Origin of the sequence: Halopseudomonas sp. (genome assembly GCF_036960865.1) — a bacterium.
In the GTDB taxonomy this organism is placed as follows: domain Bacteria; phylum Pseudomonadota; class Gammaproteobacteria; order Pseudomonadales; family Pseudomonadaceae; genus Halopseudomonas.
The window spans coordinates 138,695-163,778 of the sequence record NZ_JBALWE010000007.1; the positions used below are offsets into that span (position 1 = coordinate 138,695).

At 56.0% G+C, this 25,084-nt stretch carries 20 protein-coding genes, 1 tRNA gene and 1 pseudogene; 4 read left to right on the forward strand and 18 right to left on the reverse strand.

Annotated elements, in window-relative coordinates; all coding sequences use genetic code 11:
* Positions 1-64 precede the first annotated feature (64 nt).
* Together V7747_RS11615 and V7747_RS11620 are read left to right on the forward strand one after the other, a co-directional pair.
* Positions 65-970, forward strand: a complete 906-nt coding sequence (locus tag V7747_RS11615; RefSeq protein WP_335616195.1) for a LysR family transcriptional regulator — start codon at positions 65-67, stop codon at positions 968-970.
* Positions 971-1,183: 213 nt separating this feature from the next.
* Entirely contained in the window at positions 1,184-1,741 is a 558-nt protein-coding gene (locus V7747_RS11620) for a hypothetical protein (RefSeq protein WP_335616196.1), read from the forward strand.
* Positions 1,742-1,857: 116 nt separating this feature from the next.
* On the opposite strand, the gene V7747_RS11625 is transcribed toward V7747_RS11620, so the two are convergent.
* The 12 genes from V7747_RS11625 to V7747_RS11680 form a co-directional block, all read right to left on the reverse strand.
* A complete protein-coding gene (locus V7747_RS11625; RefSeq protein ID WP_335616197.1) occupies positions 1,858-3,309 on the reverse strand; it encodes a spinster family MFS transporter in 1,452 nt (483 codons plus the stop codon).
* A 594-nt stretch (positions 3,310-3,903) separates the two neighbouring features.
* Positions 3,904-4,695 carry a hypothetical protein gene (locus tag V7747_RS11630; protein ID WP_335616198.1) on the reverse strand — a complete coding sequence of 264 codons (792 nt, stop codon included), beginning with the start codon at positions 4,693-4,695 and terminating at the stop codon, positions 3,904-3,906.
* A 168-nt stretch (positions 4,696-4,863) separates the two neighbouring features.
* On the reverse strand, positions 4,864-7,971 hold the full coding sequence (locus V7747_RS11635) for a type I restriction endonuclease subunit R (protein ID WP_335616199.1): 3,108 nt from the start codon (positions 7,969-7,971) through the stop codon (positions 4,864-4,866).
* 31 nt (positions 7,972-8,002) lie between these two features.
* The gene (locus tag V7747_RS11640) at positions 8,003-8,989 is read right to left on the reverse strand and encodes a Fic family protein (protein WP_335616200.1); all 987 of its coding nucleotides are present in this window, start codon (positions 8,987-8,989) and stop codon (positions 8,003-8,005) included.
* Positions 8,986-10,299 (reverse strand): McrC family protein, encoded by a 1,314-nt coding sequence (locus V7747_RS11645; protein WP_335616201.1) that lies wholly within the window; start codon positions 10,297-10,299, stop codon positions 8,986-8,988. The genes V7747_RS11640 and V7747_RS11645 overlap by 4 nt, the downstream gene beginning before the upstream one ends.
* Positions 10,296-12,392 (reverse strand): AAA family ATPase, encoded by a 2,097-nt coding sequence (locus V7747_RS11650; RefSeq protein WP_335616307.1) that lies wholly within the window; start codon positions 12,390-12,392, stop codon positions 10,296-10,298. The genes V7747_RS11645 and V7747_RS11650 overlap by 4 nt, the downstream gene beginning before the upstream one ends.
* A 1,043-nt stretch (positions 12,393-13,435) precedes the next feature.
* Positions 13,436-14,779 (reverse strand): restriction endonuclease subunit S, encoded by a 1,344-nt coding sequence (locus tag V7747_RS11655; protein ID WP_335616202.1) that lies wholly within the window; start codon positions 14,777-14,779, stop codon positions 13,436-13,438.
* Complete coding sequence (locus V7747_RS11660; protein ID WP_335616203.1) at positions 14,769-16,709, reverse strand: class I SAM-dependent DNA methyltransferase; 1,941 nt, start codon at positions 16,707-16,709, stop codon at positions 14,769-14,771. Before V7747_RS11660 ends, V7747_RS11655 begins: the two co-directional genes overlap by 11 nt.
* Positions 16,710-17,043: 334 nt before the next feature.
* Positions 17,044-17,979: a cation diffusion facilitator family transporter gene (locus V7747_RS11665; protein WP_335616204.1), complete on the reverse strand. Its 936-nt coding sequence runs from the start codon at positions 17,977-17,979 to the stop codon at positions 17,044-17,046.
* Between the two features lie 193 nt (positions 17,980-18,172).
* Positions 18,173-18,664, reverse strand: a complete 492-nt coding sequence (locus V7747_RS11670; RefSeq protein ID WP_335616205.1) for a M48 metallopeptidase family protein — start codon at positions 18,662-18,664, stop codon at positions 18,173-18,175.
* 120 nt (positions 18,665-18,784) lie between these two features.
* Positions 18,785-19,558: an SDR family oxidoreductase gene (locus V7747_RS11675; RefSeq protein WP_335616206.1), complete on the reverse strand. Its 774-nt coding sequence runs from the start codon at positions 19,556-19,558 to the stop codon at positions 18,785-18,787.
* Positions 19,555-19,887, reverse strand: coding sequence for a nuclear transport factor 2 family protein (locus V7747_RS11680; protein ID WP_335616207.1), 333 nt, complete (start codon positions 19,885-19,887; stop codon positions 19,555-19,557). Before V7747_RS11680 ends, V7747_RS11675 begins: the two co-directional genes overlap by 4 nt.
* A gap of 190 nt (positions 19,888-20,077) precedes the next feature.
* Here V7747_RS11680 and V7747_RS11685 point away from each other — a divergent pair, with 190 nt between their 5' ends.
* Positions 20,078-20,980: a LysR family transcriptional regulator gene (locus V7747_RS11685; protein WP_335616208.1), complete on the forward strand. Its 903-nt coding sequence runs from the start codon at positions 20,078-20,080 to the stop codon at positions 20,978-20,980.
* A 40-nt stretch (positions 20,981-21,020) separates the two neighbouring features.
* Here V7747_RS11685 and V7747_RS11690 read toward each other — a convergent pair whose 3' ends face one another.
* Positions 21,021-21,479 carry a DUF2147 domain-containing protein gene (locus V7747_RS11690; RefSeq protein ID WP_335616209.1) on the reverse strand — a complete coding sequence of 153 codons (459 nt, stop codon included), beginning with the start codon at positions 21,477-21,479 and terminating at the stop codon, positions 21,021-21,023.
* A 228-nt stretch (positions 21,480-21,707) separates the two neighbouring features.
* Positions 21,708-22,974, reverse strand: a pseudogene (gene fabF, locus V7747_RS11695) (beta-ketoacyl-ACP synthase II).
* Between the two features lie 105 nt (positions 22,975-23,079).
* On the opposite strand from fabF, the gene V7747_RS11700 reads away from it, so the two are divergent.
* Entirely contained in the window at positions 23,080-23,559 is a 480-nt protein-coding gene (locus V7747_RS11700; RefSeq protein WP_335616210.1) for a winged helix-turn-helix transcriptional regulator, read from the forward strand.
* A gap of 189 nt (positions 23,560-23,748) precedes the next feature.
* On the opposite strand, the gene V7747_RS11705 is transcribed toward V7747_RS11700, so the two are convergent.
* The 4 genes from V7747_RS11705 to ihfA all read right to left on the reverse strand — a co-directional run bounded on the left by V7747_RS11705 (position 23,749) and on the right by ihfA (position 25,082).
* On the reverse strand, positions 23,749-24,093 hold the full coding sequence (locus tag V7747_RS11705) for a YggL family protein (RefSeq protein ID WP_335616211.1): 345 nt from the start codon (positions 24,091-24,093) through the stop codon (positions 23,749-23,751).
* A 192-nt stretch (positions 24,094-24,285) separates the two neighbouring features.
* A tRNA-Pro gene (locus V7747_RS11710) sits at positions 24,286-24,362 on the reverse strand.
* Positions 24,363-24,439: 77 nt separating this feature from the next.
* Positions 24,440-24,799 carry a MerR family transcriptional regulator gene (locus tag V7747_RS11715; protein WP_092283765.1) on the reverse strand — a complete coding sequence of 120 codons (360 nt, stop codon included), beginning with the start codon at positions 24,797-24,799 and terminating at the stop codon, positions 24,440-24,442.
* Positions 24,780-25,082, reverse strand: a complete 303-nt coding sequence (gene ihfA / locus V7747_RS11720; RefSeq protein ID WP_092283767.1) for an integration host factor subunit alpha — start codon at positions 25,080-25,082, stop codon at positions 24,780-24,782. Before ihfA ends, V7747_RS11715 begins: the two co-directional genes overlap by 20 nt.
* Positions 25,083-25,084 lie beyond the last annotated feature (2 nt).

Genomic DNA, 25,084 nt, shown 5'->3' on the forward strand with positions numbered 1-25,084 from the left:
GCGTCAGACCTATGGTGCAGGCCTGACAACACCTATGCACAAAACGCACAAATGGACGGTGGCAATGGATAGACTCAAGGCAATGGCCAACTTCGTGCGCATCGTCGACAACGGCAGCTTAAGCGCCGCCGCCGAGGCGACTGGCCAATCCGTTGCCTCACTGGTGCGCTCACTGGCGGCGTTGGAACGCCATCTTGGGGTACGGCTGCTTAATCGCAGCACACGCAGTATGGCGCTCACCGACGAAGGCAACGAGTACCTGGCCTGGAGTCGCCGCCTGCTGGCAGAGATGGATGACATGGAACAGCGCCTGGGCACACAGGACGGCTGCATACGCGGCCTGCTGCGCCTGACCGCACCCGTAGAGTTTGGCCAGCGCTATCTGGCGCCGCTGGTGAATGAGTTTCTGCAAGCACACAGTGAATTGCGCATCGAGCTGCTGCTCAATGATCACCTGGTACCCTTGGTGGATGAGCGCCTCGACCTTGCCCTGCGCATCGGCCACCTGCCGGACTCCACACTGGTCGCCCGCCAGATCGGCACCACCCGGCTGGTCGCCTGCGCAAGCCCCGACTATCTGGAAAACGCCGCCACCCTCGATCACCCCAAGGCCCTGCAACACCACAGCTGCATCGCTATCTCCTCCCAGGGCAACCAGTGGTACTTCCGCGAGAACGACAAGCAACAAGCCCAGACCGTAACGCCGCGGCTGACCTGCAATCACATACGCGCGGCCAGCCAGGCATGTACGCAAGGCGTGGGTGTCGCGCGGTTTATGCATTATCAGGTGGCGGATGAATTGGCCGACGGGCGCCTCACTCGCGTACTGACGGCCTTTGAACCGGTGGATCTGCCGATTCAACTGGTGTATCCGCACTCGTTACAGCTTGCGCCACGGGTACGAGCTTTTGTGGAGTGGGCTTGCGCACGGTTAGAGCGGGTAGTGCCTGACCCCCGCAATCAGCGATAGCACCCCGATACTGTCGCCCTGCCATTCAACATGCACATGACTGGCCAGGTAACGCGCATTCCCGCAAGCCAAGGGCGTGGCCGGGTAGATGCACGCAAAGTTACATTTAAAACGCAGTTTTTACCGTCATTTTGCTGTCGTATGAGTAACCCCCGCGCTGCAGGATGCATCCGACGCCGGTATGAATGCGGTATAGCTAAGCGAGACAAGCGAATGAATATACGTCTTGGTGTAACCCTTGTGGGCATTGCAACCCTGCTCTTCGGTGGCCCTGCCACTCACCTCTATGCAGACCCTTACAACCCGGCGCCTCCGCGGCATGCTCAGATATACCAGACGCAACCGCGAGTGATCATCGTACAGCCAAACCGGCAAACCTATGGGCAATCGATCACCTACGGCCAACAGGGCCAGGTGCGGCAATACGATTATTACCCCGGCCTGCAACATCAGCAGCCCAGGCACTCTCAGCAGTGGACGCAGCCATATCGCTACCCAGCGTATGGGCAGCAACCCCGCTACCACAGGCACGACAACTACGGCCAGCGGCGTGATCGCTGGTCGCAGCGCCCCGGTCAGCAGCAAAATAACCAATATCAAAGGCCCAACTACCGCGCTCAACAACAGCAATACAAGGAGCAGCGTGACCACGAGCGAGCGATGCGCAACAGGAACCTAGACCTCATGCTGCGCAACGCCAAGCCACCGCCGTATCAACAGGCCCCGCAGCGAAATCAGCAGCGCAACTACGGCAACGCCATTCGCCAGTAAGGTGCGCAGCGCTTTAACCAGCGGTTCGAAAAATCGGCCAGGTGATGGCTATCCCCTGCCATAAGCAAAAAAAAGGGCGCTATGCGCCCTCTCGTAGCCAAGTATGGCGAGACCGGCTATTTATCCTGCCGGTCCACCATGTCCTTGCCCAGCCGGCGCCAGGTCAACAGAAAGCACAGTGCGCTGGAAATATACAAGCAGGCCATGATGACCATGGATGTTTGCAGGCTTTGCGCATAAACCTGCCCACAGACTTCCTGCAGATTCTCGCTCAGCTGGCCGACCACGGCGGGGTGACACTGATTGCGCGCCAGTTCGCCCGCTGCGACCCCAAGCTCGGCGATGCCAGACTTGAAGAAGATATCGGAGACAGCGCCAATGAACAGCGGGCCAAAGCCATAGCCAATCAGGTTGACCAGCAGCAGCATCACGGCCGTGGCCATGGCGCGCACCCGCATGCTCACCACACCCTGGCCAATTGTGTACTGCGCAGCCAGATAGCCGTACTTCACGAAGCCGCCGATCACCAGGCCGATTGCAGCGTAAAGCAGGTTGTTGGTAGTGAAGGAAAAAATGTAAAACGGCACCGATAACGCCAGACCTACTGCTGGGACCCAGGCGATAGCACCCGGGTGCTTCTTGTAAATACGGGTCGCCAGCCAACCGGTGGCAAAGGTGCCAATCGCTGCAGATAGCGCTACCGGCGTGTTGATCCAGATGGCAGCCTGACCGGCGGTGATTTCATAGGTGCGAACCAGAAACAGCGACTGAAACGACGAGATACCATAACCGCAGAACGCGGCAATGGTGGCGCCGGCGGTCATCAGCCAGAAAGCAGGCTTGCCCATCAGTTCATGGATAGCCTCGCCCAGACTGGCCCGCTCTTTTACCTCGGCCTGCTGCGGATCGGTGTAGCCGCGCGGCGGCTCCTTGACAGTAAGCTTGAAAATCAATGCGACCAGCAGACCCGGCAAACCGACAACAAAAAACGCGGTGCGCCAGTCAAACATATCGGTAACCCAGCCGCCGACGATATTGGCAACCATGGTACCGAGCGTAACGCCCATCGCGTAGAAGCCCAGTGCCTGGGAGCGTTCACGCGGAATGAAGTAATCCGCAATCAGGGAGTTGGCCGGCGGCGTACAGCCCGCCTCGCCAATACCCACACCCACCCGGCACATCAGCAGAATCCAGAACGCGCCTATGGTAATCGAGCCAATAGTGACTTCCGTGGCCAAGCCGCAGAGCGCCGTCATAATCGACCACAGGGCCACACAGACGGTCATGATCCACACACGGTTGGCCACATCGGCAAAGCGCGCCAGCGGGATGCCTACGGCGGTGTAGAGCAAGGCAAAACCGAAGCCGGTAAGAAGACCAAATTGCGTGTCAGTAATGCCGAGATCCGGCACCAGATCGGGACCGACGACCGCGAGCAACGCGCGGTCGACGAAATTCAGGATATAAATCAGGGTTAACGCGAAGAGTACATAATTGCGGTACGCCTTGGAGCCGTAACCAACCAGGTGGCCCTGGCCACCCCCTTCTCCGCCAATACTGGCTCTCATGGACAAACCCCTTCTCAGTGCATTGTTATTAGTAGACGCGAGCTGTATCCACCCGCCGGGCCTATTCGACAAACCCAAAACAGCATATCGACATACAGGATCAGGTGTCGTACAGAATTGTTGTCTCTTTGTGACAGGGCATAGCCTGTAAAGCATGCCAATACAGCGCAGCAGCGGGGTGCTCTGGCCTGCGAGCCAAACAAGTGTATGGAAGATAAAACGCCGATCCATGAAGGAAATGGCGAGGTATCACTCGTACGGTGCGGGGGCAGCCAAGGACTAGGCACTGACGGTCAACGACCATAGTTTTTATTTTTATCCTAGCCCAATTGCCCCGCTCAGTTGAATTAAGTGAGCGGAGTAGGCGGCGCTCGGCGAGCCAACAATTAACTCATACCCATCTTTGCGGATGGTCGCTTCTAAGCAATCCTGCCTCAGTGCGGCAAGGCGAGCCTGTTAGCCAGCTTGAAACGGACCTTTGGGTTTTAACCTATCCCGAGATAATGCGGGCAGAACTCGTAAAAGTATTACGACCTCGCTTGATTGATGATGTCGCGCAGAGATTCTACCCGACTCACACAGGTGAGTTTTAGACTACTCCTGACACGTCGTGAATCTAAACTCATTGGTTTCACTGTTAAAGACTGACACGCCGGATTCCAAGCGGGCAACAAACTCGTGCTCGCTCATATTCTCACAGCGTGCATCTTTGAAGTATTCAGCACCTACGATGATAAACTCGCCTAGCTTTATCAAACCATTCGCTAGAAAGTCGGTAAATATAAATCCATAGGTAACCACGAATAAAGTAACAACCAGTCGTGCAAAAAACTGACGGCCTTGAGCAGGAGAATGAGTCACTGCCGACCACAAAGCTCCAACTGTCAGCATTGCCAGTGCAACAATTGTCAACAATGCAAAAAACACGTACAGCCACGTCAGAGGTACAAATAACGCTAATAGCGCAGAGGTGGCATCGGGCAGCTCGCTAGGGTCGAGCCCTGTAGTGTTATTTACAAATCGACCTATCCAAATGGAAGAAATTTTCAATACCGGTATCGACACCAAAGCGAGCGCGCTTAGAAAATACCTGTTTGTGGTGATCTGTGAAAATTTAGCCGCCACTTCCATGAGGAACGCGGCAGACCATACCACCAACACAATCACCGCAAGAGAGCAAACGGCGATTTTTGAATAATCAGGAGATAACACAAATAACAGCAAGACAGAGGCAATACCAGGGAGAAAAAACATATAGCCAAGGGCATACAGTTCAACTTCTGAAACGTGCTTCTCCATCAACCGATATTTCAACGCTGAAAAGTAACTAGATACTTTTCTTTTTGCTCTCTCGAAACTTTTCACATCGCGCTTTAACGAAATCATGCATCTTCCCTATGACCTGAGCAGATAGTTTTTTTGCCCGCCCTTGCAATTGATCGCCAGCAAAGGTAGTTAAAGAACTAAAATACCCGATCTTTTAATCTATTGGTCTCGCCCTGCTTCCTTGTATGCACTTAGAGAAAAATGAAACTTCGTGAGTTCATCAGCCCCCTAGACAACCCACTCCCCACACAAGGTCTCCGCCTGCGCCAACACCAACTGCGCAGCCTGCTCTTGCTGATCCGGTGGGTATTTGTATTTGCGCAGTATCCGCTTGACCATCAGACGCAGTTTGGCCCTCACGCTTTCGCGGTTATTCCAGTCCACTGTGACGTTCTTGCGCAGGCTCTCGGTGAGTTCGTGGGCGATCTTGGCAAGGATCTTATCGCCGAGCTCGCGTACTGAGGCCTCGTTATTGGCCAGGGCGTCGTAGAACGCCAGCTCATCTTCATTCAGACCCAAGCCTTCGCCTCGCCTGCTGGCTTCGGCAAATTTTTTGGCCATTTCAATCAGCTCTTCTATAACCTGGGCGGTTTCGATAGAGCGGTTCTGGTAGCGGGTAATCACGTTACCCAACAGTTCGGAGAACTTCTTTTCCTGCGCCAGGTTGCTGCTGAAACGGCTCTTGATCTCTCCTTCCAGCAAACGCTCCAGCAGCTCGACTGCCAGATTCTTCTCGGGCAGGTTGCGCACGTCCTCCAAAAAGGCTTCATCAAGCAGGCCGATATTGGGCTTATCCAGCCCTACGGCCTCAAATACATCAACTACGCCGCCGGAGACTACCGAGTTGCCGATGATCTGACGAATCGCCAGTTCTCGCTCTTCATCGGTTTTCTTTTTCTGGCTGACGTCACGCTTGATCAGCATGACTTTCACGGCCTGCAAAAAAGCCACTTCATCCCGCACGGCTTTGGCCTCTTCCAGCGTACAGCAGAGGGTAAAGGCTTTGCTCATGGCGAGCGCATTGTCGGCAAAGCGCTTCTTGCCGTCTTTTTCACCGAGCACGTGGTTGGCTGCGCCGGCCATCAGCTTGTGACCACCAGTCAGATAGTTGCTGTAATCAAAGCCGTGCAGCATAGCGCGCAGAATATCGAGTTTTTCTTCTAGCACGGCGTAGGCTTCATGCGCATCCACCGTTGGACGACCACGGCCTTTGCTGGCGGTATATTCATTGAGCGCGGCTTTCAGTTCGTTGGCGATGCCAATGTAATCAACTACCAAGCCACCTTGTTTGTCCTTGAACACCCGGTTAACCCGAGCGATGGCCTGCATCAGGTTGTGGCCTTTCATTGGCTTATCGATATACAGCGTATGTACGCAGGGCGCATCAAAACCGGTCAGCCACATATCTCGCACGATCACCATCTGTAACGGGTCTTGGGGATCTTTGAAGCGTTTCTCGAGGCGCTTTTTTACCTTGCCGGGGTAAATATGCGGGCGCAGCAGCGCTTTATCCGACGCGCTGCCGGTCATCACAATCTTGATCGCACCCTTTTCTGGATCTTCGTCGTGCCAGTCCGGGCGCAGCGCGATAATCGCGTCATAGAGGTGCACACAGATCTCACGGCTCATGGCAACCACCATGGCTTTGCCATCCTGAGCCTGATTGCGCTCCTCGAAATGAGCAACCAGGTCAGCCGCCACACTATGAATGCGCGGCTTGGCACCCACCACCTTTTCCAGTGCCGCCCACCGACTTTTCAAACGCGCCTGCTGATCTTCTTCCTCGTCTTCGGCCAGCTCATCAACCTGCTCGTCGATCAGCGGCAATGCCGCGTCATTGAGCGACAATTTGGCCAGGCGCGATTCATAGTAAATAGCAACCGTTGCGCCATCTTCCTGGGCCTGCTTCATATCGTAGACGTGGATGTAGTCACCGAATACCGCACGTGTGTCGCGGTCCTCGCCCGAGACCGGCGTACCGGTAAAGGCCACGAAGGTCGCGTTGGGCAAAGCATCGCGAAGGTGCTGTGCGTAACCCACTTGATACACGGCTTTGTCTTCAGCGGCCTTAAGCGGTTCTGGCGCCTTCAGTTCCGAGCTAAAGCCGTACTGAGTGCGGTGCGCCTCGTCCGCAATAACCACTATGTTGTGGCGGTTCGATAGCACCGGAAAGCTGTCTTCATCCACGCCGGGGGAGAATTTCTGAATAGTCGCAAAAACAATACCGCCACTGGGGCGGTTATTCAGTTTCTCGCGCAGATCGCCACGCGTGCTGATCTGCACGGGTTGCTCGCGCAGCAAATCTTGAGACAGGGAAAACACCCCGAACAATTGGCCATCGAGGTCATTACGATCGGTAATCACCACAATGGTCGGGTTCTCCATTGCCGTTTCTTGCATGATTCTGGCGGCAAAGCAGGTCATGGTGATGCTCTTACCCGAGCCTTGGGTGTGCCACACCACCCCGCCCTTTTGCGTGCCGCCGGGTTGGGAGGCAGTGACCACCTGTTCGATAGCTGAGCGCACCGCGTGAAACTGATGGTACCCGGCAATCTTTTTGATCAGCGCGCCGTCCTCTTCAAACAGCACAAAATAACGCAGGTAATCCAGCAGCATTTGCGGGTCGAGCACACCTCGCATAAGCGTTTCCATCTCACTGAAGGTGCCCAGCGGATCAAGGCTGACGCCATCAATGGTGCGCCAGCGTGAGAAACGCTCGGCATTCGCAGACAGCGACCCCATGCGCGCTTCGGTACCGTCGGTGATGATCAATATTTCGTTGTACTGAAACAGATCAGGAATCTGTTCTTTGTACGTCTGAATTTGCTCGTAGGCCTTCCACAAATCAGCGTTGAGATCAGCGGGGTTCTTCAGCTCAAGCAGCACCAGCGGCAAGCCATTGACGAACAAAATGATGTCGGGCCGGCGGTTGTTCTTCGGCCCCAGAATGGTGAACTGATTAACCGCCAGATACTCATTGGCGGCAGGGCTGACCCAGTCCACCAAGCGTACGAAGTCGCCGCGGGTTTCGCCGTCCTTCTGGTATTGCACCGGCACACCGCCCACCAGCAACCGATGAAAATGCCGGTTAGCAGACAACTGCACGGGTAAGCCCAGGTTCAATACCTGGCGCACGGCATCTTCACGTACAGCGGCAGGCATGCCGGGATTCAGCCTCGCTACAGCTTCACGTAAACGCATACCTAGCACCACGTCACGGTAGCTTTCCCGCTCGGGGCTGGGGCCATCATGGGCAATGTCCGGGCCGTACCGATGTTTGTAGCCAAGTTCGCCCAGTGTTTCCAGGGCTTGTTGTTCCAATTTATCTTCAGTCATCAAACGTTCGCCTTTCCTGGCAGAAACTGCACTATGGCCGCCTGCGATATCGCTGTCTAGGGCTGCGCGGGGAGTCTGGATCGGTCATTTCAATCACCCCCGCTGCCAATGCTGGCTTGAGATAGTTATTGCTGAACGTCGGCCTGTGGGCTAGCGCCAATCGCTGCATGAGCTCACTCGCTTTTAGCGATTCACCGGCATCAATTACCTGCAGTAAACGCGCTACTTGATCGCTTACTTGTTCGACTACTTGTACGCTAGACACAGCTTCCTGCAGCGCCTGGTACAGCGCGGCCAGCATAAACTCGATAAACACCGTAGTCTCTGACTGGGTATCCGCTGCCGCCAGCGCCGCATAGTAGGCCTCTTGTTGATCGCGGATCACTGTTTCAACCGGTAAATAGGCCAGTACCGGGCGCCAGCCGCTAAGGATCATGGTTTGCCACAGGCGACCCATGCGGCCATTGCCATCAGCAAAAGGATGGATAAACTCGAATTCATAATGAAACACACAACTGGCTATCAGCGGGTGCAGGTCGGTCCTTGCCAGCCATGCCAACAGATCGTCCATTAAGGCAGAGACCCGGCTTGGCGGCGGCGCCATATGCAGCAACTGCTCGCCCCGATAAATCCCTACTCCGCCAGACCGGAATCGCCCCGCGTCATCCAGCAGCCCGTGCATCAGCAGGGCGTGAGCCGCAAGCAAGTCTCGTCTTGAAGCCATATTCCAGGTTTGCATAGCCTCGTAGGTCGCAAAGGCATTGCGTACCTCTTGAATCTCGCGAGGCAAACCTAGAACGCGCTTACCTTCCAGCACTGCAGTTACCTGATCGACACTCAGCGTATTGTTTTCAATCGCCAGTGAGGCCTGAATGGTGCGGATACGATTGCCCCGGCGCAGCCGCGGGGTCAAATGTGAATCACCCAGCTCGCTCAAGCGACCAACCAGCTCACTGATCTGCGCCACCCAATCCAGCATGGGCGCCGTGAGGTTGACTGGCGGTTGATAGCGGCTCATGCCAAGTTCTCCTTCGGAGCATCCAACCTGTACTTTGCTTCACTGCTTAGCGGTAACGACAAAAGCTCTGCTCCCAACAGCAGGTCTTCATCAAGATCAAAGGGTAACGCCCAGAGCCGCAGGTTCTTATCAAAATCAAAAGGTGCCAGTGGGGCAGAAAATTGCGCCCAGCGCGGATAGATAAGCACCAGCTCGCCTTCACCACCCAGATAATTCCGGCCATAGGCATAAAGCTGATAAAAGTCGGCTTGGCTCATACCGTACTTGTTTTCCCGGTCATCGGCCTTCAAGCGCTTCCACTTGGCATCTAGTACCCAGCTCGCGCCATCTTGCCGCACCAATAAATCAGGTTGCAGTTGAAAGATGCGGCCCTGGTTATGGCTGCACAAATATTCACTCGCCGCCTGTGGCTTCAACTGCGCAGCAGGCTGTAAGCTGCGCCGCAGCCAGGCCTCTACATATTTTTCGAAAAGCCTTTCCATCGGGAACAGCAGGCTTACGCCCTGCCACTGCCCTGATACGGCAATAGGCATCTGCTGATTCAACACCAGCTCGCACCAGGGTTTGACTGCTTGGTAGTGCGCCATTAAGCGCTCACCGCTCCAAGCCCGCAGATCCGCTTTTACCTGACGGCTGGCGGGAATCTCTGCCAACAACGAGCGCAGCTCATTGGCCAAGCGCCAGTTGTTTGAATCTCGCGTGGCTTTCGCCACCTGCTCCAATGCAAGGTTGAGCAACCGATTTTCAGCCCGGTCGGGCACAAACACATCATGGCGAATTTGAAAGTGATGCTGGCGGCCAGGCGGCTGGCGCATTTGCGCCACCACATTTAGTTGCCCGCGAAGAAAACGCTGTTCCTCCTCAACCCGACGGTAATCAAAGCGTATGCCGCGTTTGATCAAGTGATCCAACTCGGCTAAAAATTGCTGCATCACCCACTCTGTCAGCGGTGCATCAAAAAGCTCCAATCCCGTAACGTTGGTCTGGCGAGGTTTGAGCGTCAGTGCAGACTGAATCAGCTTACGCAGCAGCGCACGGCTTTGCTGCACGCAATCACCCTCTTCCACATGTTTGGGCAGTATTTCCAGCCGGGTACCGCACGGGGTTTCTATTACCCCCACATAGCTGTCCCACCTCAATGACCGGCGCCCATCTAGCTGCAACAGGCGCGCGCCGTTCTTGCTAAAGCTGGCACTTAATTCGCACAGCCAATCAAAAGCGCTAACTGGAACCTGCGCCAAATCCAGAGAGCCCGCGACCGCCTCAGTGGTTAACCGGGCGTATTCGCGGATGGTGATCAGCTCACTCACTCAGCGCTCTTTTTGTTGATGGCATCAATTACCTTGCGCCCTAGAGATCGGGTGTTCAGTTCCGTACCCGTGCTGCCGTGTATTGGCACCTCAAGTTTTTCAGCCAGTTGGCGGAGGACTGGTTTCACAGGAGAGACAATCTGGCCGTCGCGCAGCGCTTCAATGCTGCCCGTACTAAGCACTCGAACGCTATAACCACCCCACGCAGATTCTGCGACGGTTGAAGCGGGTTGCGCCAATGCACGATGGTCGATAATCCCCAGGTATGCCTCAGCCCGGCTGAAAGCATCCTCATTCAATTGCCAGGGCAAATCATGCTGAGGAATTCCCTGCTCCACGCCAAACAAGTCTTCCAGAGAAAGATCAGCCTTACTCACAAACCGATCCTGAGCCGCTTTACGGTGATCGTTGAGAATCCATTGAATGCGCTGCCAATCCTCAAAAAAGTACTCCTGCAAAAGCGGCAGTATCTGATTCCAAAAAATCCGCTCCAGATCGTCCAGGCTGTCGCCATCTTTAAGGGACATGAAATAGGCATGGCCCAGGCAATGGTCCCGATCCAATAGCACTTCAATACGTTGATTCATGACGCGCAATAACTGGCCAACATTCACACCTTCTACACTCACGCTATCCAGAAACTCTGGTTTAGGTGGCATTTCGGTAAAGGTGAAGCGACGGCGCAAGGCGATATCCAAGCCAGACAACGAGCGGTCTGCCGTGTTCATGGTGCCTATAAGGTACACGTTGCTCGGTACGCTGAAACGCTGTTTGGAATAGGGCAAGACCACCGATAGCGCCTCGTCAGCGCCGGCACGCTTGGACGGCTCGATTAGCGTGATCAGCTCGCCAAAGATACGGGACACGTTACCGCGGTTGATCTCGTCGATGATCAATACACGCGCATCATTTGTAAGCGGCTTGTCCGCAGGCAATAGTAATTGCTCGACCAAGGAAGCCAGCAAACTTTGGTAGCCGTTAACAATGTATTTTTCTAGCTCGGCTTCAGCTACCTTTTCAAACACACGGCCTTGGCGGATATCGTCCACGTCGATCTGCCCCGCCTGCGTGTAAGCCAGTAACTGTTGAATGATAGAAAGCGGCAGAGGAAGTACACCACCCCTAGGCTTATCGAGCTCAACTACCTCCGCACCCACCGAACGGACGATGTAACCCTGGCCAAAGCGCTGGCCGACCTGAAATAGAGTTCCACTCTCTGGCCCAGCAGCGTCGAGCAAACCTTTTAACTTTTCTCGATCCAGAGTCGGCGGACGCAATTGATACAGCGTCATTTGGCTAAACTGAGCGTTAAGCAACTCAGTGTGCGGTAGCGAGGGTTCGTACTGGCGTAGCCATTTCACGGGGCGCATCTGCGCGTAGGCATTTTCAAAATCGGCGTGCTGTTTGTATTGATAGTCGCCAGTCACCTCACCGATCGCGCGGAATTTGAAGTTACCGTCCGAGACAACAATCAGATCCCCTTTCTGCATCTTGCAGACAAAGGTAGTCACACTGGTAATTCCATAATCGATAGACGGGTTGTCAGGCAATACGCCATTTTGCGCAAACCGCTCTTGAACGGCCTTGCGGTCAGTACATCCCGCAAAATCTATCCCAGCGCCATACCCCAAAAGTACGTAATCGCCAGCCAGGCATTCCTGGTAAATGCTGGCATCATCACCCAGCGTATTACCCAGCGACATTTTCCATACCCGGCGCTTATCTAAATCACTAGGCGCATCTGCCTGATGGGTAACTTTCGCCGCCGCTGCATCACACAACGCCTTAAATACGCCATCGACCACTTCATAACGCAATTGCCCGGTGTCTTCATCGGTTGTGGCGCGCAGGCCTTCAACAAAATCTTCGTAGCTAAAGCTTTGGTGAAAGGTGACAAACCGGATGCGCTCCTGCTGCACCAGTTCGTCAAAGCGGGCTTTTAACCGCTGACGCCCTGCCTCCTTATTAATGCCAGGCTCAGCCATTAGAGTAGGGTCTAAAATGCGCAAGGCTGCGTTGATGCTGGAATAGGTTTTGCCAGTGCCCGGCGGGCCAAACAAAATCTGATTAAGTGGCTGATCGTCATTGTGCATAACGCTTCCTTGTTGGTCATCCATGGCTAGCGGGCTATCACTGTCTTCAGCTAAATAGTCGGTTGGCCAGCGCCCTTCCCGCTGCACCGCTGTGCTCGTCACAAACCCGGCGGCAAAGTCTTCGCTTTCTGCCTGCTTCACCTTTTCTTCCGTCAATGGCAGCCATTGGCCTTGCTGCGCTTGGCCGATACTCCAGCGAATCATTATTCCTGAGGCGCGAGGGTCAACTTCCCCCAGCACTGAGGTTTGGCCCTGCCCTTGCTCATGTTTACGGCCAAACCGAACTGATCCCTCTTGCTTTAGCTTAACTGTCCACCAATCCAGCCCTTTGCCATGAATCGCGCGTGCCAACCGACAAAACAGGGCTTTTTGCGTGTTGTCCTGTAAGGCCGCTTTCAAACGAGGGTCGCTTTCAAAGCGTTTGATCAGTGCTGCATCAGCGTCACGCTGGCCTAACTGCCGTTTGGCTTCATCGCTCAGCCTTTTAGCATAAGCAAAGAGATCTTCATCCCCGCGCCCTGCTATCAACCTCGCATGCAATGGCGCTACATTTTTACGGCCCGCCTCCCCGGCGGCGCAAACAATGTGCTTGTAATTGAACAGTGGCAAAACAACGGGATGATTGCGGTCTTGATAAAGAAACGCGACCTTCCAGGCGAGCGCAAAGGGTATTTTTGCTAATGCATCGACCTTCTCCAGCTCACCACTTTGGCCTGCAAGAGCTGCCACCAGCAACCCGCGTTTCAATTCAGCAAAGGCCTCGTTAGCAGTCACCCCGAGCAACGTCAGCCACATGTACTCTTGATCAGCGGCGAGACCTTTGTATGCTTCACGCGGTTGCTGATGCGTGTTCGGGCGAATCCCCATACTCGTGGGTCCCTCAAGAAACTCCCCCAGATCAGCTGTTTTGTCCAACAGCCATTTAGCCAGGCTGTCGGCATTGTTTAAGCCGTTATAACTTTCGAGGGTGAGTGCTTCCAGCTCCGCAATCGGCCAGCGGGCCAAGTAGGCGTCCCATTGTGCGATGCGTTGCTCGGCGTCTGTCATACCGTCACCCTGTTTTGAACGAGTTGGTTGGCTTCGGGAAGGCGGAGCTGACCGGAGATCAGGCGGGGTAAAAGAGTGTCGCGGAGCTGGGTGAGGGTTTGGACTTGCGCTTGGTTCTCATGAATAGATGACCAGAGCGGGGCTACGACCTCAACGAACGCGGACGTTATTGGCTCTGGTGGTTTGATTACGGGATAGCTTGGAAAAGCCTTAAGAGCAATACGGTTGACCGTCGCGCCATGAATCGTGTGTTTATCAAGCAACTGTTGAAATGGCGCTGATACAAACTGATGAAACCAGAACAGACCATCCCCGTTGGCTGCAAACGCACGCACCAAAGCAAGCCTCCTTCCCAAACAACAACGAACATCTGGAGGGATCAAAGCAAAGAAACCTAGTGTCGCCTCGTAGCTGAACACGATGTCTCCATGTCTAGGCTCAACACGACGAGTCCATTGCTTCCAGTCCTTCTCGCTAATATGGCGAACCTCGGCGAGATTGAGACTGGTACCGGTTAGGTTTTTTATTCCAAGAAAGACCGGGCCATCTTCCGACACAGACGGTGTCGCATGGGGGCCATCGTAAATGCCCTCAACAAGCTCGCCTATCGGCCTAACCATCCACCCCTTCGGCAACAACCCCAACTCAGACTCTTCAAAACGATCAGGAAACAAGGCAGCCGTGGCGGCATCCATGCCTTCCGGCTGGCGGCCTTCGGCCTTGGCGCGCACGGGGTCGAAATCGACGAACCAGGATTTGAACAGCGCCTGGGCGATGGCTTCCAAGGTGGCGTTGGTTTCGCGTAGCAGGGTGATGCGGTTGTCCAGAGCGGAGAGAACATTGCTAATTGCCGTCTGAATGCTTAATGCAGGGCAAGGTACCTTGAAATCCTCAATCATCCCTTTCGTTAATGCATTTCGCGTCGCGCCTGCGGCGGCTAGTCCGAGCATCAAGTCTTGATGATATGGCGAGGCTAGAAAGTAGCGTAGAAAGCGGCTGTCGAATTTAGATTTTCGGGGCCTAATAATAGCTACATGTTGATTCACTCGCGCAGGTAGGAAATGAGCCAGCGCCAAACAAACCCGTGCAACTGAATCACCCGTGATATTTAGGAGCACATCCCCTTCTTGCACGGCAACACCATCCAGCTTTTGTGCTTGTTCTTCACTGATATAAGCCAACCCAGAAGGGAAAAAACCGTCGTTGTACACATTCTGGCTTCGAATCAAATAGAAAGGACCGTGCTCCAAATAAGCATCCTTTCCGCCCTTCGGAGTAGCCCCGCTACCAATTTTTTCGCAGTAGTCACCTAATCGAACCCAATCCCACTCAGAACTCATACCCCAGCCCCCCCAGCTTCTGCCGGATCAACTGATCGAGTTCTGCGCCCTTGTGCATCTGTTCGCCCAGCTGCTGGGTCAGGCGCTGCATTTTCCCGGCAAAGGCTTCGTCGTCGTTTTCCACTTCCTCGGCGCCGACATAGCGGCCAGGTGTCAGTACATGGCCGTGCTCGGCAATTTCCGCGAGGGTGACGCTGCGGCAGAAGCCAGCGGTGTCCTGGTATTCGGCTATCTCACCGCCCTCATCCAGTGGCTCTCCACGCCAGTTGGCAACTGTCTGGGCGATGCGTTCGATATCGGCATCTGTCAGTTCGATCTGTACGCGGCTGACGCTGGTGCCAAGTTTGCGCGCGTCGATAAACAGCACTTCGCCAGGTCGGGCGGTTTTTTGTTTGGTGAGGAACCACAGGCAGGCGGGAATCTGGGTGTTAAAGAACAACTGGCCGGGCAACGCGACCATCACTTCCACCACGTCGGCCTCGACCATGGCTTTACGGATGTCACCTTCGCTGTTCTGGCTAGAGCTCATGGAGCCGTTGGCCAATACGATACCGGCGCGGCCGCTGGGCTTGAGGTGGTACAGCATGTGCTGCAGCCAGGCGTAGTTGGCGTTGCCTTGCGGCGGGCTGCCGTAGATCCAGCGGGGGTCACCTTCCAGGCTGCCGTGCCACCAGTCGCTGATATTGAACGGTGGGTTGGCCAGCACAAAGTCGGCGCGCAGGTCTGAATGTTGATTGCGCACAAAGCTGTCTGCGGGTTCTTTGCCCAGGTTGAAGTCGATACCGCGAATCGCCAGGTTCATGGCTGCCAGGCGCCAGGTGGTGGGGTTGGACTCCTGCCCGTAAATGGACACATCACCAATCTTGCCACCGTGGGCTTCGATAAACTTTTCTGACTGCACAAACATGCCACCACTACCACAGCATGGGTCATATACCTTGCCGTGGTGCGGATTAAGTACCGCGACCAGGGTTTTGACGATGCTGGCAGGCGTATAGAACTGCCCGCCCTTCTTGCCTTCGGCACTGGCGAATTGGCCAAGGAAGTATTCATACACCTGGCCCAGCAAATCCCGCGCCTTGGCGGTGTCGCCCCCAAAGCCAATGGTGGAGATCAAATCAATCAGCTCACCGAGCTTGCCGTCCGGCAACTGGGCGCGGCCATAACGCTTATCGAGAATATTCTTCAGGCTGGGGTTTTCCGCTTCAATGGCGGACAGCGCATCGTCGATGCGTTTACCAATATCTACCTGCTTGGCGGCAGCGCGTATCTTCTCCCAGCGGGCTACTTCCGGCACCCAGAAGACGTTCACCTCCCGGTAGTAATCGCGCTCTTCCAGCTCGCTTGCCAGCAGCTCGGGCTCGTCTTCACCCAGGTAATAATCATCTGCTGGATCAGTCAGCCTGCGCTCCAGCTCAACGCGCCGACCGGCAAAACTATCTGAAATATATTTGAGAAAGATCAGCCCCAGCACAATGTGTTTGTACTCGGCTGCGTCCATATTGGCGCGCAGCTTGTCTGCGGTGGCCCACAGCGTTTTGTTCAGTTCTTCCAGGGTACTGGCGGGCGCGGCGGCTTTGTCTTTGCTTTTGCGAGCAGGCTTGGCGGCTTTGACCTCCTGCTTTGCGGGGGTGAGCTCGCCAGCGGCATACTCGGCGGATACTTCCTTCACCAGCAGCTTGTTGGCGCGTTCGAGTATGGCTGCGGTGCTCACTTCGCCATCTACGCGCCGCACTGCGCCACCGCGCCCACGCCCCTTGGCTAACAGGCCTTCAGCAATCAGGCCGTCACGGGCAGCGCGGTAATCCTCTTCACTGAGCTCTGGTACGGTGATGCGCAGGCGTTCAAGCAGGGATTGATTACCAATGTTGGTGCCATCGTCTGGCACTGCGGCAAATAGCGCTGCGCGCAGAAGGGTTTGATCCGTCATGTACTGCTCCAAAAGCAAAACAACAAAGGCATTGCTGAGTGTGAAGATAAAGTCGCTGGCGGCGCTGCTGACCTGCCAGATAATGTGACTGTTGTAGCACAAATCCCCGCTGGGGTTTTGCGGCGGATATTGTCGGTCAGTTGGGGATAGTCGCCAAGGGGCTTTGCCAAGCGCGTGCTGTTAGCTCAAGTTGAAATAACGATCTTCGCTAATTCAAATTGAGCGGATAACTAAAATAGCAGGCAGAGCTCCTGCTAGCAGATCGATTCCCTGCAGATGACCAATTCTTTATTACAGACGTTTGTGTGCCTTGGCCTTGTGCATCAGCACCGCATTAGTCACACCCTGCCGTGACCTCACACCCCGCCACCATCGCCGCATCCTCCGGCTGCAAGGTGCTGTGTGCTATACCAAAGCGTTCGCGCAACACGTCCTGAATCTGCGGCAACACGCTTTGCCATTGATCGATGGCCTCCATGTCTACGTGCGCGGCCAGGGCGTGGCTGGTGGATGAAAGGCTCCAGATGTGCAGGTCGTGCACGGCCTGTACGCCGTCGATCTGTGTAAGTGCCTGGCTGACTTCGGCTGGGTCTATGCCTTGGGGCACGCCCTCCATCAGTACGCGGGTGACGGCGCGCAGCAGGCGGATGGCCGACACCAGGATGAGCAGGCAGACAAACAGCGAGAGGATCGGGTCCATGATGGCCGGGCCGCCGTAGTAGATGATGGCACCGGCAGCGACAGCAGCGACTGAGCCCAGCAAGTCGCCCAGCACGTGCAGCAATGCGCCGCGCACGTTCATGTTCTGCTCGCCGCGCATCAGTACCCAGGCAACGATGATATTCACCAGCAGCCCCAAGCTACCCACCACCAGCACTGTGACGCCGTTGACTTCCGGCGTATCGAGCATGCGCAGTACGGCTTCGTAGGCGATATAGGCAATTACCAGGAACATGAAGATGACGTTGAACAGCGCGCCCAGCACTTCGGCGCGCTGCAGGCCGAAGGAGTGCTGGCGTGAGGCGGGCTTGTTGGCCAGCCAGGCAGAGAAGGCGCCGACGGCCAGCGAGAGCGAATCGGTAAACATGTGGCCGGCATCGGACAACAAGGCCAGCGAGTTGGCCATGAGCCCGGCGAATACTTCGACCACGGCGAAGGCAGTGGTGAAGATGAGCGCGAAAACCAGCGTCTTGCCGCTGCCGTGGCTGTGACTGTGGCCGTGCGCGCCATGATTATGCTCATGCGCGTGATGGTGGTTGTGTTCGGTCATGTCTGTTTAGCCCCTGGTTCTGCGCTTTTGTTCCGCCAAGACGGTGCGCTCTGCTGAGTATCAATGCTGTTGCTGGTGGGATCGGGGGACGGGCTGGCGTTACAGTCGCCCCCTCCTTGTCACCAACAATGGCATTAAAAACCCTGTGGTCGCTACAGGGTCAAGCATGACCAAGCTTTATGGCTTTTCAAGCCTAGTCGCGCAACGTCAGAAACAGCCGCAAGTCGAGTTCCAGCTGGTGATAATCGGGCTCCATGTGCCGGCAGAGCTGATAGAAGGCCTTGTTGTGGTCTTTCTCGCGCAGGTGCGCCAGCTCATGCACTACCACCATGCGCAGCAGCGGCTCAGGCAGGGTTTTGAGCATGGCCGAAACCTTGATCTCGTTCTTGGCCTTGAGCTTGCTGCCCTGCACGCGGCTGACAAACTGGTGCTGGCCCAGCGCGTTGTCGATCACGTGCATACGGGTATCGAAATACACCTTGCTGATTGGCCCGCTGCTACGCATGTGCTCCTGCTTCAGGCGCTGGGTGTACTCATAGAGCGCAGCATCGGACTGAATCAGATGCTGCGGCTGTGGCGGGTAACGTTGCTCCAGCCAGGCGCCCAGCCGGTCCTGGTCAATCAGTGCCTGCACCTGCTGCTGCAGGCTGGGAGCGTAGCCGCTGAGGTATTTGAGTGTGGTCAAGGTCGGCTCAGTGTCAAAACTCGTCAGCGGCCGATGATACAGAAACCAACCGCCGGTGGCTTGTAGTCAGGGTCTGACGTACTGCGCGCCTTTCGAGCTTCACAGGGCTATGACCACTCGCTAAACCGTCGGCACGGTCCCGCCGTCAACAACAAACTCCGTTCCGCTGATGGAGGCGGCGCGCGGCGAGACCAGGAACGCGATGAGGTTGGCGACTTCTGCCGGCTGCGACGGACGCCCAAGCGGAATGCCGCCCAGCGAATCCATGATGATCTTCTTGCCGCCCTCATAGTCGGTTCCGGCCTCTTCTGCCAAGCGTTCTGCCAGCGCGACCGAGGCCTCGGTTTCAACCCAGCCTGGCGACACTCGGATTACGCGTACGCCCTGCGGCGTCACTTCCTTTGAAAGGCTTTTGCTGTAGGTAGACAGCGCCGCCTTGGCGGCGGCGTAAGCCGTGGTGGCTTCAGGTAACGGCAGTTTATTTTGAATAGAGGTGACGTGAATGATGACGCCCGACCCGCGCTGCAGCATACCCGGCAACAAGGCGCGATCCAGCCGCACAGCCGGCAACAGGTTCAGGTTCAGCTCGCGCTGCCAGTGCGCATCACTGAGTGCGGCAAAGCCGCCACCAGGCGCGGACGAGCCGCCCAGCACGTGAACTATCACATCTACCCCGCCCAACAGGCGGACGGCTTCTGCTGCCAGCGTCTCGCAGCCCTCTTGAGTTGTGAGGTCTGCCGCCAGGTACAGGCAATCGGGTAGCTCCTTGGTTATCGTTCGGGCGGCGGTCATGACCTTTGCCCCTTCTGCGAGAAGCAACTCGACCACTGCCTTGCCCACCCCCTTGGTACCGCCGGTGACCAGCGCGCGCTTGCCGCTTAATTGGAGGTTCATGAGGGTTTAATCTCCAGTGACTGAATCATGCCTTGCTCAAGCACAAAAACATGGTCGAGCTGCACCGGACTGCCTGGGAAGTCACCGGTCAGTCGCGCCCTGACGTTGAGCACGCCATTTTCTGTGGCCGCCGCCAAGGGTTCGGCCTTGTAGGTAAACGCTTGGCGGGTCTCGCGCTGCCAGGACTCGATGGCGCTGAGGCCCTGGTGTCGCTGGTTTTCATCCGTGACTGTGGCATCTGGCCGGAAACATGCGTTAACGCGTTTGGGATCGCCCCCATTGATGATGTCAAAGCAGGTTGAAACGGCATCAGGAAGTGAAAGTGTCATTACCCAATCTCCTATCTGAACGAATGGAGGCTCCTCCCTACGAGAGGACTCCGTTGGAGGATCATCGAAACCTTTTCTCTTGCTGGGCGGCTGTTGCTTACGATGACCTTGTCCCCACAATAGAGGCAGGCAATAATCCACTCAATACGGATAAATCGAAACGGCAAATCCCGCAAAGCAGGATAATCATATGACTATCTACCGCCCTGGACTGATCGAACTAGAGGCTGCCATGGCTGTTGCGCACAGGGGGTCTTTCCGTGCGGCGGCGGTGGACATGGGTATGTCGACCACCGCGCTGAGCAATACCATCGCCAAGCTGGAGGCCAATCTGCAGACCCGGCTGTTCAGCAGAACCACGCGCAGCGTATCGCCGACCGAAGCCGGCCGTATCTTCATCGATCAGGTGGGGCCGGTATTGCAGGATATGCGCGGCGCGATCGACACTGTGGTGTCGCATAGCGCCGGACCTTCCGGCACCTTGCGTATCAACGCATTCGCCAGCGCGGCACGGGAAATTCTAACGCCGTTGGTGCTGGCGTTTTTGAAGCAACATCCGCAGGTGGACGTGGACCTGGTCACCGAGGGGCGCATGGTGGATATCGTGGCGGAGGGTTTTGATTTTGGCGTGCGGCTGGCCAGCCTGGTACCCAGCGACATGATTGCGATTTCGCTGGGCCGGCCACAGCGCTACGCGGTGGTAGGCTCGCCGGAATACATCGATAAGCATGGCCGCCCTGCTACACCTGCCGATTTGTTGCAGCATCACTGCGTGCGCATTCGCCTGCCCAACGGCGCACTCTTCCCCTGGCAGTTTGAGCGAGACGGCGAGCAGATCAAGATTGATGTTACCGGTCAGCTGACCCTGGATGAGGCCAGCCTGGCCAAGGCGGCGGTGAAAAGCGGGGTTGGGCTTGGTTTATTGATGGAGCACGACGTCGCCCATGAGATCGACACCGGACAATTGTGTCGCGTGCTTGAAGACTGGACGCCGGCGCGAGGTAGCCTGTGCCTTTACTACCCCAATCGCCGCAATCCGTCAGCGGCCTTTACCGCCTTTACTCATATGGCACGCTCGCTTGCGAACCAATAGATATTGGTTAACCACAGCAGTGGGGGCTCGCACCTAGACCCTACTCCTGCCGTATCCAGGTTTGCGTGCGGCCCAGGATGGGCGTACCGATATAACCCCGCACCTGCAGCTTCTCACCACCGTCGATCAGTTGTGCCTTGCTGCGATAGACCTTGCCGTTTTCCGGGTCGAGAATCTCACCACCGGTGTATTCGTCGCCGTCTTTTTGCAGGCCAGTGAGAATGGTCAATCCGATGATGGGCGCGTCCTTGTTCTCCCCTTCGCACTTTTTGCAGGTGCTGTGCTGCTCTTTACCTGGCTGCGGAAAAACCTCTTCGATAGTGCCGCGCAGCGTGCCTCCCTGATCGACAATGCGAATCAGTGCGCGGGGGTTGCCGCTGTTGTCGTCGATGCTTTTCCACAGACCCTCAGGTGAGCTGTTATCCGCCCAGGCGATAGAGGACAGGCAGACGGCTAGCAGTGCAAGAACAAAGCGGCTCGCGCGGGAGGTTGTAGGCATGGACTTCTCCAGTTTCGGATTAAGGGCTATCAACCCAGCGCTGCCGCCCAAGGCTCGATACAAGCGCAGTAATAGACAGCGGCGACATCAGGTTTGCTTGCTTGTGTGACAGCAAGCTAAGCAAAAGAGTTGCGTTGCCCAAGCTGACGAGGTGGAAATCCAAGGCTTAGTTGAGCGGCCTGTTATGGCCGCATCAGGCCCGATCTGTATATCGCTTGGCGCCAAGGTTCAGTGCCAGCGCCGGAACAGCACACTGGCGTTGACACCGCCAAAGCCGAAACCATTCGACAACGCATACTCCATGCTGATGTCGCGAGCCTGATTGCGAATCAAATCGAGCCCCTGCGCTGCAGGATCAGGCGACGTCAGGTTCAGTGTTGCAGGGGCGATCTGGTCACGCAGTGCGAGCACGGTAAATATGGCCTCTATCCCCCCGGCTGCGCCCAGTAGGTGGCCCGTCGCCGATTTGGTTGAGCTGATGGCGGGCCCAGCGCCGTGACCAAACAACGTTTTAATTGCGGCGATTTCACCCAAGTCGCCGACTGGTGTTGAGGTGGCATGGGCGTTCAGGTACTGCACCTGCTCTGGTGGTATGCCCGCTTGGCGCAATGCTTGCTGCATGGCTCGCAACGCGCCGTTACCGTCTTCCGGTCCAGCGGTCATGTGGTAGGCGTCAGCACTGGTCCCGTACCCCACCAATTCGGCCAGCGGTGTCGCGCCGCGCGCAAGAGCGTGTTCCAGACTCTCTATAACCAGGAGTCCGGCGCCCTCGCCCATGACAAAACCATCACGCGCCTGATCAAACGGCCTGGATGCCAGCTGCGGCGAGTTGCCATGGCTGGTAGACAGCGCGCGCTGCAGCGAAGCCTGCCAGACTAACGCGGTGAATATAGGCTTCCGCGCCACCACACACGGCTAGATCTGCCTCCCCAGCGCGGATCAGTCTGGCGGCGTCGCCAATGGCTTGTACGCCCGCCGCACAAGCCGTGACGGGCGTGCCTAGCGGGCCCCTGAACCCGTGCAGAATAGATACATGCCCGGCCGCCATATTGCCTAGAAAAGAGGGAATGGTGAACGGTGAAAGTCGGCGTGGGCCTTTGTTGTCGGTGGTGCGTACCGCCTCGACCATCGCTGGAAAGCCACCGACACCGGAACCGATGATGGTCGCTGTACGCTCCTGCGCTTCTGGCGTGGTCGGTCTCCAACCTGCCTGGTCTAGCGCCTGCTGAGCAGCGGCTATGGCAAAAAGGATAAAGCGGTCCATCTTGCGCTGTTCTTTGGGCGGCAACAGCGAATCCGGATCAAAGCCGGCTTCGGTATCCTGCGTTGCGTCAGGCACTTCTCCACCGATACGCACGGCCAAATCACCAATCAGCGCTTCGGGCAAAGCACGAATCCCTGATTGCCCTGCCAGCAGTCGCTGCCATACTGTTTCCACCTTTGAACCCAGGGGCGTTACCGCACCCAGACCGGTCACAACGATACGTTTGCTCACCATGTTCCTGCTCCTTCAGTGTGGGGACTCACTGCGTAGACGTTACTATCATAATGAAAGTAACATTGTTGGCCAGCCAATGTATTCATCAATAAGCGAGACGCTATGCAACGTAAAACCCTCCTCCCTAGCGAATGCCCGATTGCCAGAGGTCTGGAACAGGTTGGCGAGTGGTGGAGTATCTTGCTGATGCGCGATGCGTTACAGGGGTTAAAACGCTTCGATGAGTTCGCCCGCAGCCTGGATATTGCGCCCAGCATGCTCACACGCCGCCTGAACTCGCTGGTTGACGCAGGTATGTTGCAGAAGGTGCCCTACAGCCAGCGTCCCTTACGCTATGAATATATTCCTACCGACAAGGTCAAGGATTTCCTGGTTGTGCTGATGGCATTCGTAAGCTGGGGGAATAAGCATCTCGCGCCGGAAGGCGAAAGCGTGCAGATGGTTGACCGGGATTCAGGGCAGCGTTTGCAGCTGTCGTTTACTACGACCCCTGAAGTGCAATCGCTGCCGCTCGATCGCTGTACTGTGCGGCCAGGGCCGGCTGCAAGCGCAGCTATGCGTGACCGCTTGCATAACATCTAGACCAAGCGCCAGAAGCCGTAAAAACGTTCGTCTCACTGCCGTCGCAGTAGAGATGCAAGAGACAACGGTTATAACGATATGGGAAACAAAAAAGGGGGCAGGCTTTTCAGCCTGTCCCCTTTTCTTCTAACTGGTAGCGCCGCGCAGATGGAATGCTTGATCCACCCCTCGCCTTGCTCACCGCCAGACTCAGACTGCCGCAGCGACCGGCTTGTCTGGATACCAGGCATCCTGCAGCGGGCTGACTTCCACCTTGGCCAGCTCGCTACGGCCCTTGAGCCAGCTTTCTACTGCGGCGCGCTGTTCTTCGCTGACAGAGCCACGCTCGGCCAGACAAACCAGACCGAAATCTTCGCCGCCAACATAATCCAGATTATTGGCGTCCATTGCCTGAACCAGAAAGTCCTCGAGGAAACTGTCGATCTCTTCGACGGTAAGACCGTCCTTGAATGCCAGGTTCAGCTCAAAACCCAGTTCCTGAAATTCATCGACGCAAAGTTTTTTGCGCAAACGGCGCGAGCGGTTGGTAGCCATGAAATATTCCTCTTGGACAAAGACAAGCGAGAGTGTAGCCCACCAATGTGCGGCGGCTGCGGAAAAGTATCAACGTATTGGGCTTTCGGGCGCCAGACCAGACACCGCGAAGAAAATTAAGCTGAGCAGGCCAAAAGAGCCTGAAAATGAAAAAGCCCAATGCGTAAACATTGGGCTTGATCACTAATAATATGGTCGGGACGGAGTGATTCGAACACTCGACCCCTTGCACCCCATGCAAGTGCGCTACCAGGCTGCGCTACGCCCCGACGATGCTTCGATTTGTCTTCCGAAGCGGGTCGCATGATACATTAACTATCTGAAATGAGAAAGTTTTTTTTCAGTATCAGCGCACGCGCAAAACCTGCAGCACTTCTTCCAGCTCGGCAATGGTCTGACGAATCAGTTGCTTGTACTGGGTCACATCATCCTTGGCATCATCACCGGACAGACGCTGACGCGCACCGCCAATGGTGAAGCCCTGGTCGTACAGCAAGCCGCGAATCTGGCGAATCATCAGCACATCTTGGCGCTGATAATAACGACGATTGCCACGACGTTTTACGGGTGAAAGTTGTGGAAATTCCTGCTCCCAATAACGCAGAACATGAGGCTTTACTGCACAAAGCTCGCTGACCTCACCGATGGTGAAATAGCGTTTGCCGGGGATCGCCGGCAGTTCGTCGTTATGGCTGGGTTCCAGCATAGGCTTCTACTCTGGCCTTGAGTTTTTGTCCGGGGCGAAAAGTCACTACACGCCTAGCGGTAATGGGTATCTCTTCGCCCGTCTTGGGATTGCGTCCAGGGCGCTGACGTTTGTCGCGCAGATCAAAGTTGCCGAATCCGGACAGCTTGACCTGCTCGTTGGTCTCAAGTGAATTACGAATCTCTTCGAAAAACAGTTCGACCAACTCTTTGGCTTCGCGCTTGTTGAACCCGAGTTCTTCGTACAACCGCTCAGCCATTTCCGCTTTTGTCAGAGCCCCCATCG

What these genes read in the sequence shown, in the direction of transcription:
- V7747_RS11665 (WP_335616204.1), bottom strand. Translation starts at nt 17,979, where the DNA reads ATGACCGAACACAACCACCATCACGCGCATGAGCATAATCATGGCGCG.
- V7747_RS11660 (WP_335616203.1), bottom strand. Translation starts at nt 16,709, where the DNA reads ATGACGGATCAAACCCTTCTGCGCGCAGCGCTATTTGCCGCAGTGCCA.
- V7747_RS11615 (WP_335616195.1), top strand. Translation starts at nt 65, where the DNA reads ATGGATAGACTCAAGGCAATGGCCAACTTCGTGCGCATCGTCGACAAC.
- V7747_RS11640 (WP_335616200.1), bottom strand. Translation starts at nt 8,989, where the DNA reads ATGAGCCGCTATCAACCGCCAGTCAACCTCACGGCGCCCATGCTGGAT.
- ihfA (WP_092283767.1), bottom strand. Translation starts at nt 25,082, where the DNA reads ATGGGGGCTCTGACAAAAGCGGAAATGGCTGAGCGGTTGTACGAAGAA.
- V7747_RS11675 (WP_335616206.1), bottom strand. Translation starts at nt 19,558, where the DNA reads ATGAACCTCCAATTAAGCGGCAAGCGCGCGCTGGTCACCGGCGGTACC.
- V7747_RS11680 (WP_335616207.1), bottom strand. Translation starts at nt 19,887, where the DNA reads ATGACACTTTCACTTCCTGATGCCGTTTCAACCTGCTTTGACATCATC.
- V7747_RS11690 (WP_335616209.1), bottom strand. Translation starts at nt 21,479, where the DNA reads ATGCCTACAACCTCCCGCGCGAGCCGCTTTGTTCTTGCACTGCTAGCC.
- V7747_RS11635 (WP_335616199.1), bottom strand. Translation starts at nt 7,971, where the DNA reads ATGACTGAAGATAAATTGGAACAACAAGCCCTGGAAACACTGGGCGAA.
- V7747_RS11705 (WP_335616211.1), bottom strand. Translation starts at nt 24,093, where the DNA reads ATGGCTACCAACCGCTCGCGCCGTTTGCGCAAAAAACTTTGCGTCGAT.
- V7747_RS11715 (WP_092283765.1), bottom strand. Translation starts at nt 24,799, where the DNA reads ATGCTGGAACCCAGCCATAACGACGAACTGCCGGCGATCCCCGGCAAA.
- V7747_RS11620 (WP_335616196.1), top strand. Translation starts at nt 1,184, where the DNA reads ATGAATATACGTCTTGGTGTAACCCTTGTGGGCATTGCAACCCTGCTC.
- V7747_RS11650 (WP_335616307.1), bottom strand. Translation starts at nt 12,392, where the DNA reads ATGCACAATGACGATCAGCCACTTAATCAGATTTTGTTTGGCCCGCCG.
- V7747_RS11685 (WP_335616208.1), top strand. Translation starts at nt 20,078, where the DNA reads ATGACTATCTACCGCCCTGGACTGATCGAACTAGAGGCTGCCATGGCT.
- V7747_RS11630 (WP_335616198.1), bottom strand. Translation starts at nt 4,695, where the DNA reads ATGATTTCGTTAAAGCGCGATGTGAAAAGTTTCGAGAGAGCAAAAAGA.
- V7747_RS11700 (WP_335616210.1), top strand. Translation starts at nt 23,080, where the DNA reads ATGCAACGTAAAACCCTCCTCCCTAGCGAATGCCCGATTGCCAGAGGT.
- V7747_RS11655 (WP_335616202.1), bottom strand. Translation starts at nt 14,779, where the DNA reads ATGAGTTCTGAGTGGGATTGGGTTCGATTAGGTGACTACTGCGAAAAA.
- V7747_RS11625 (WP_335616197.1), bottom strand. Translation starts at nt 3,309, where the DNA reads ATGAGAGCCAGTATTGGCGGAGAAGGGGGTGGCCAGGGCCACCTGGTT.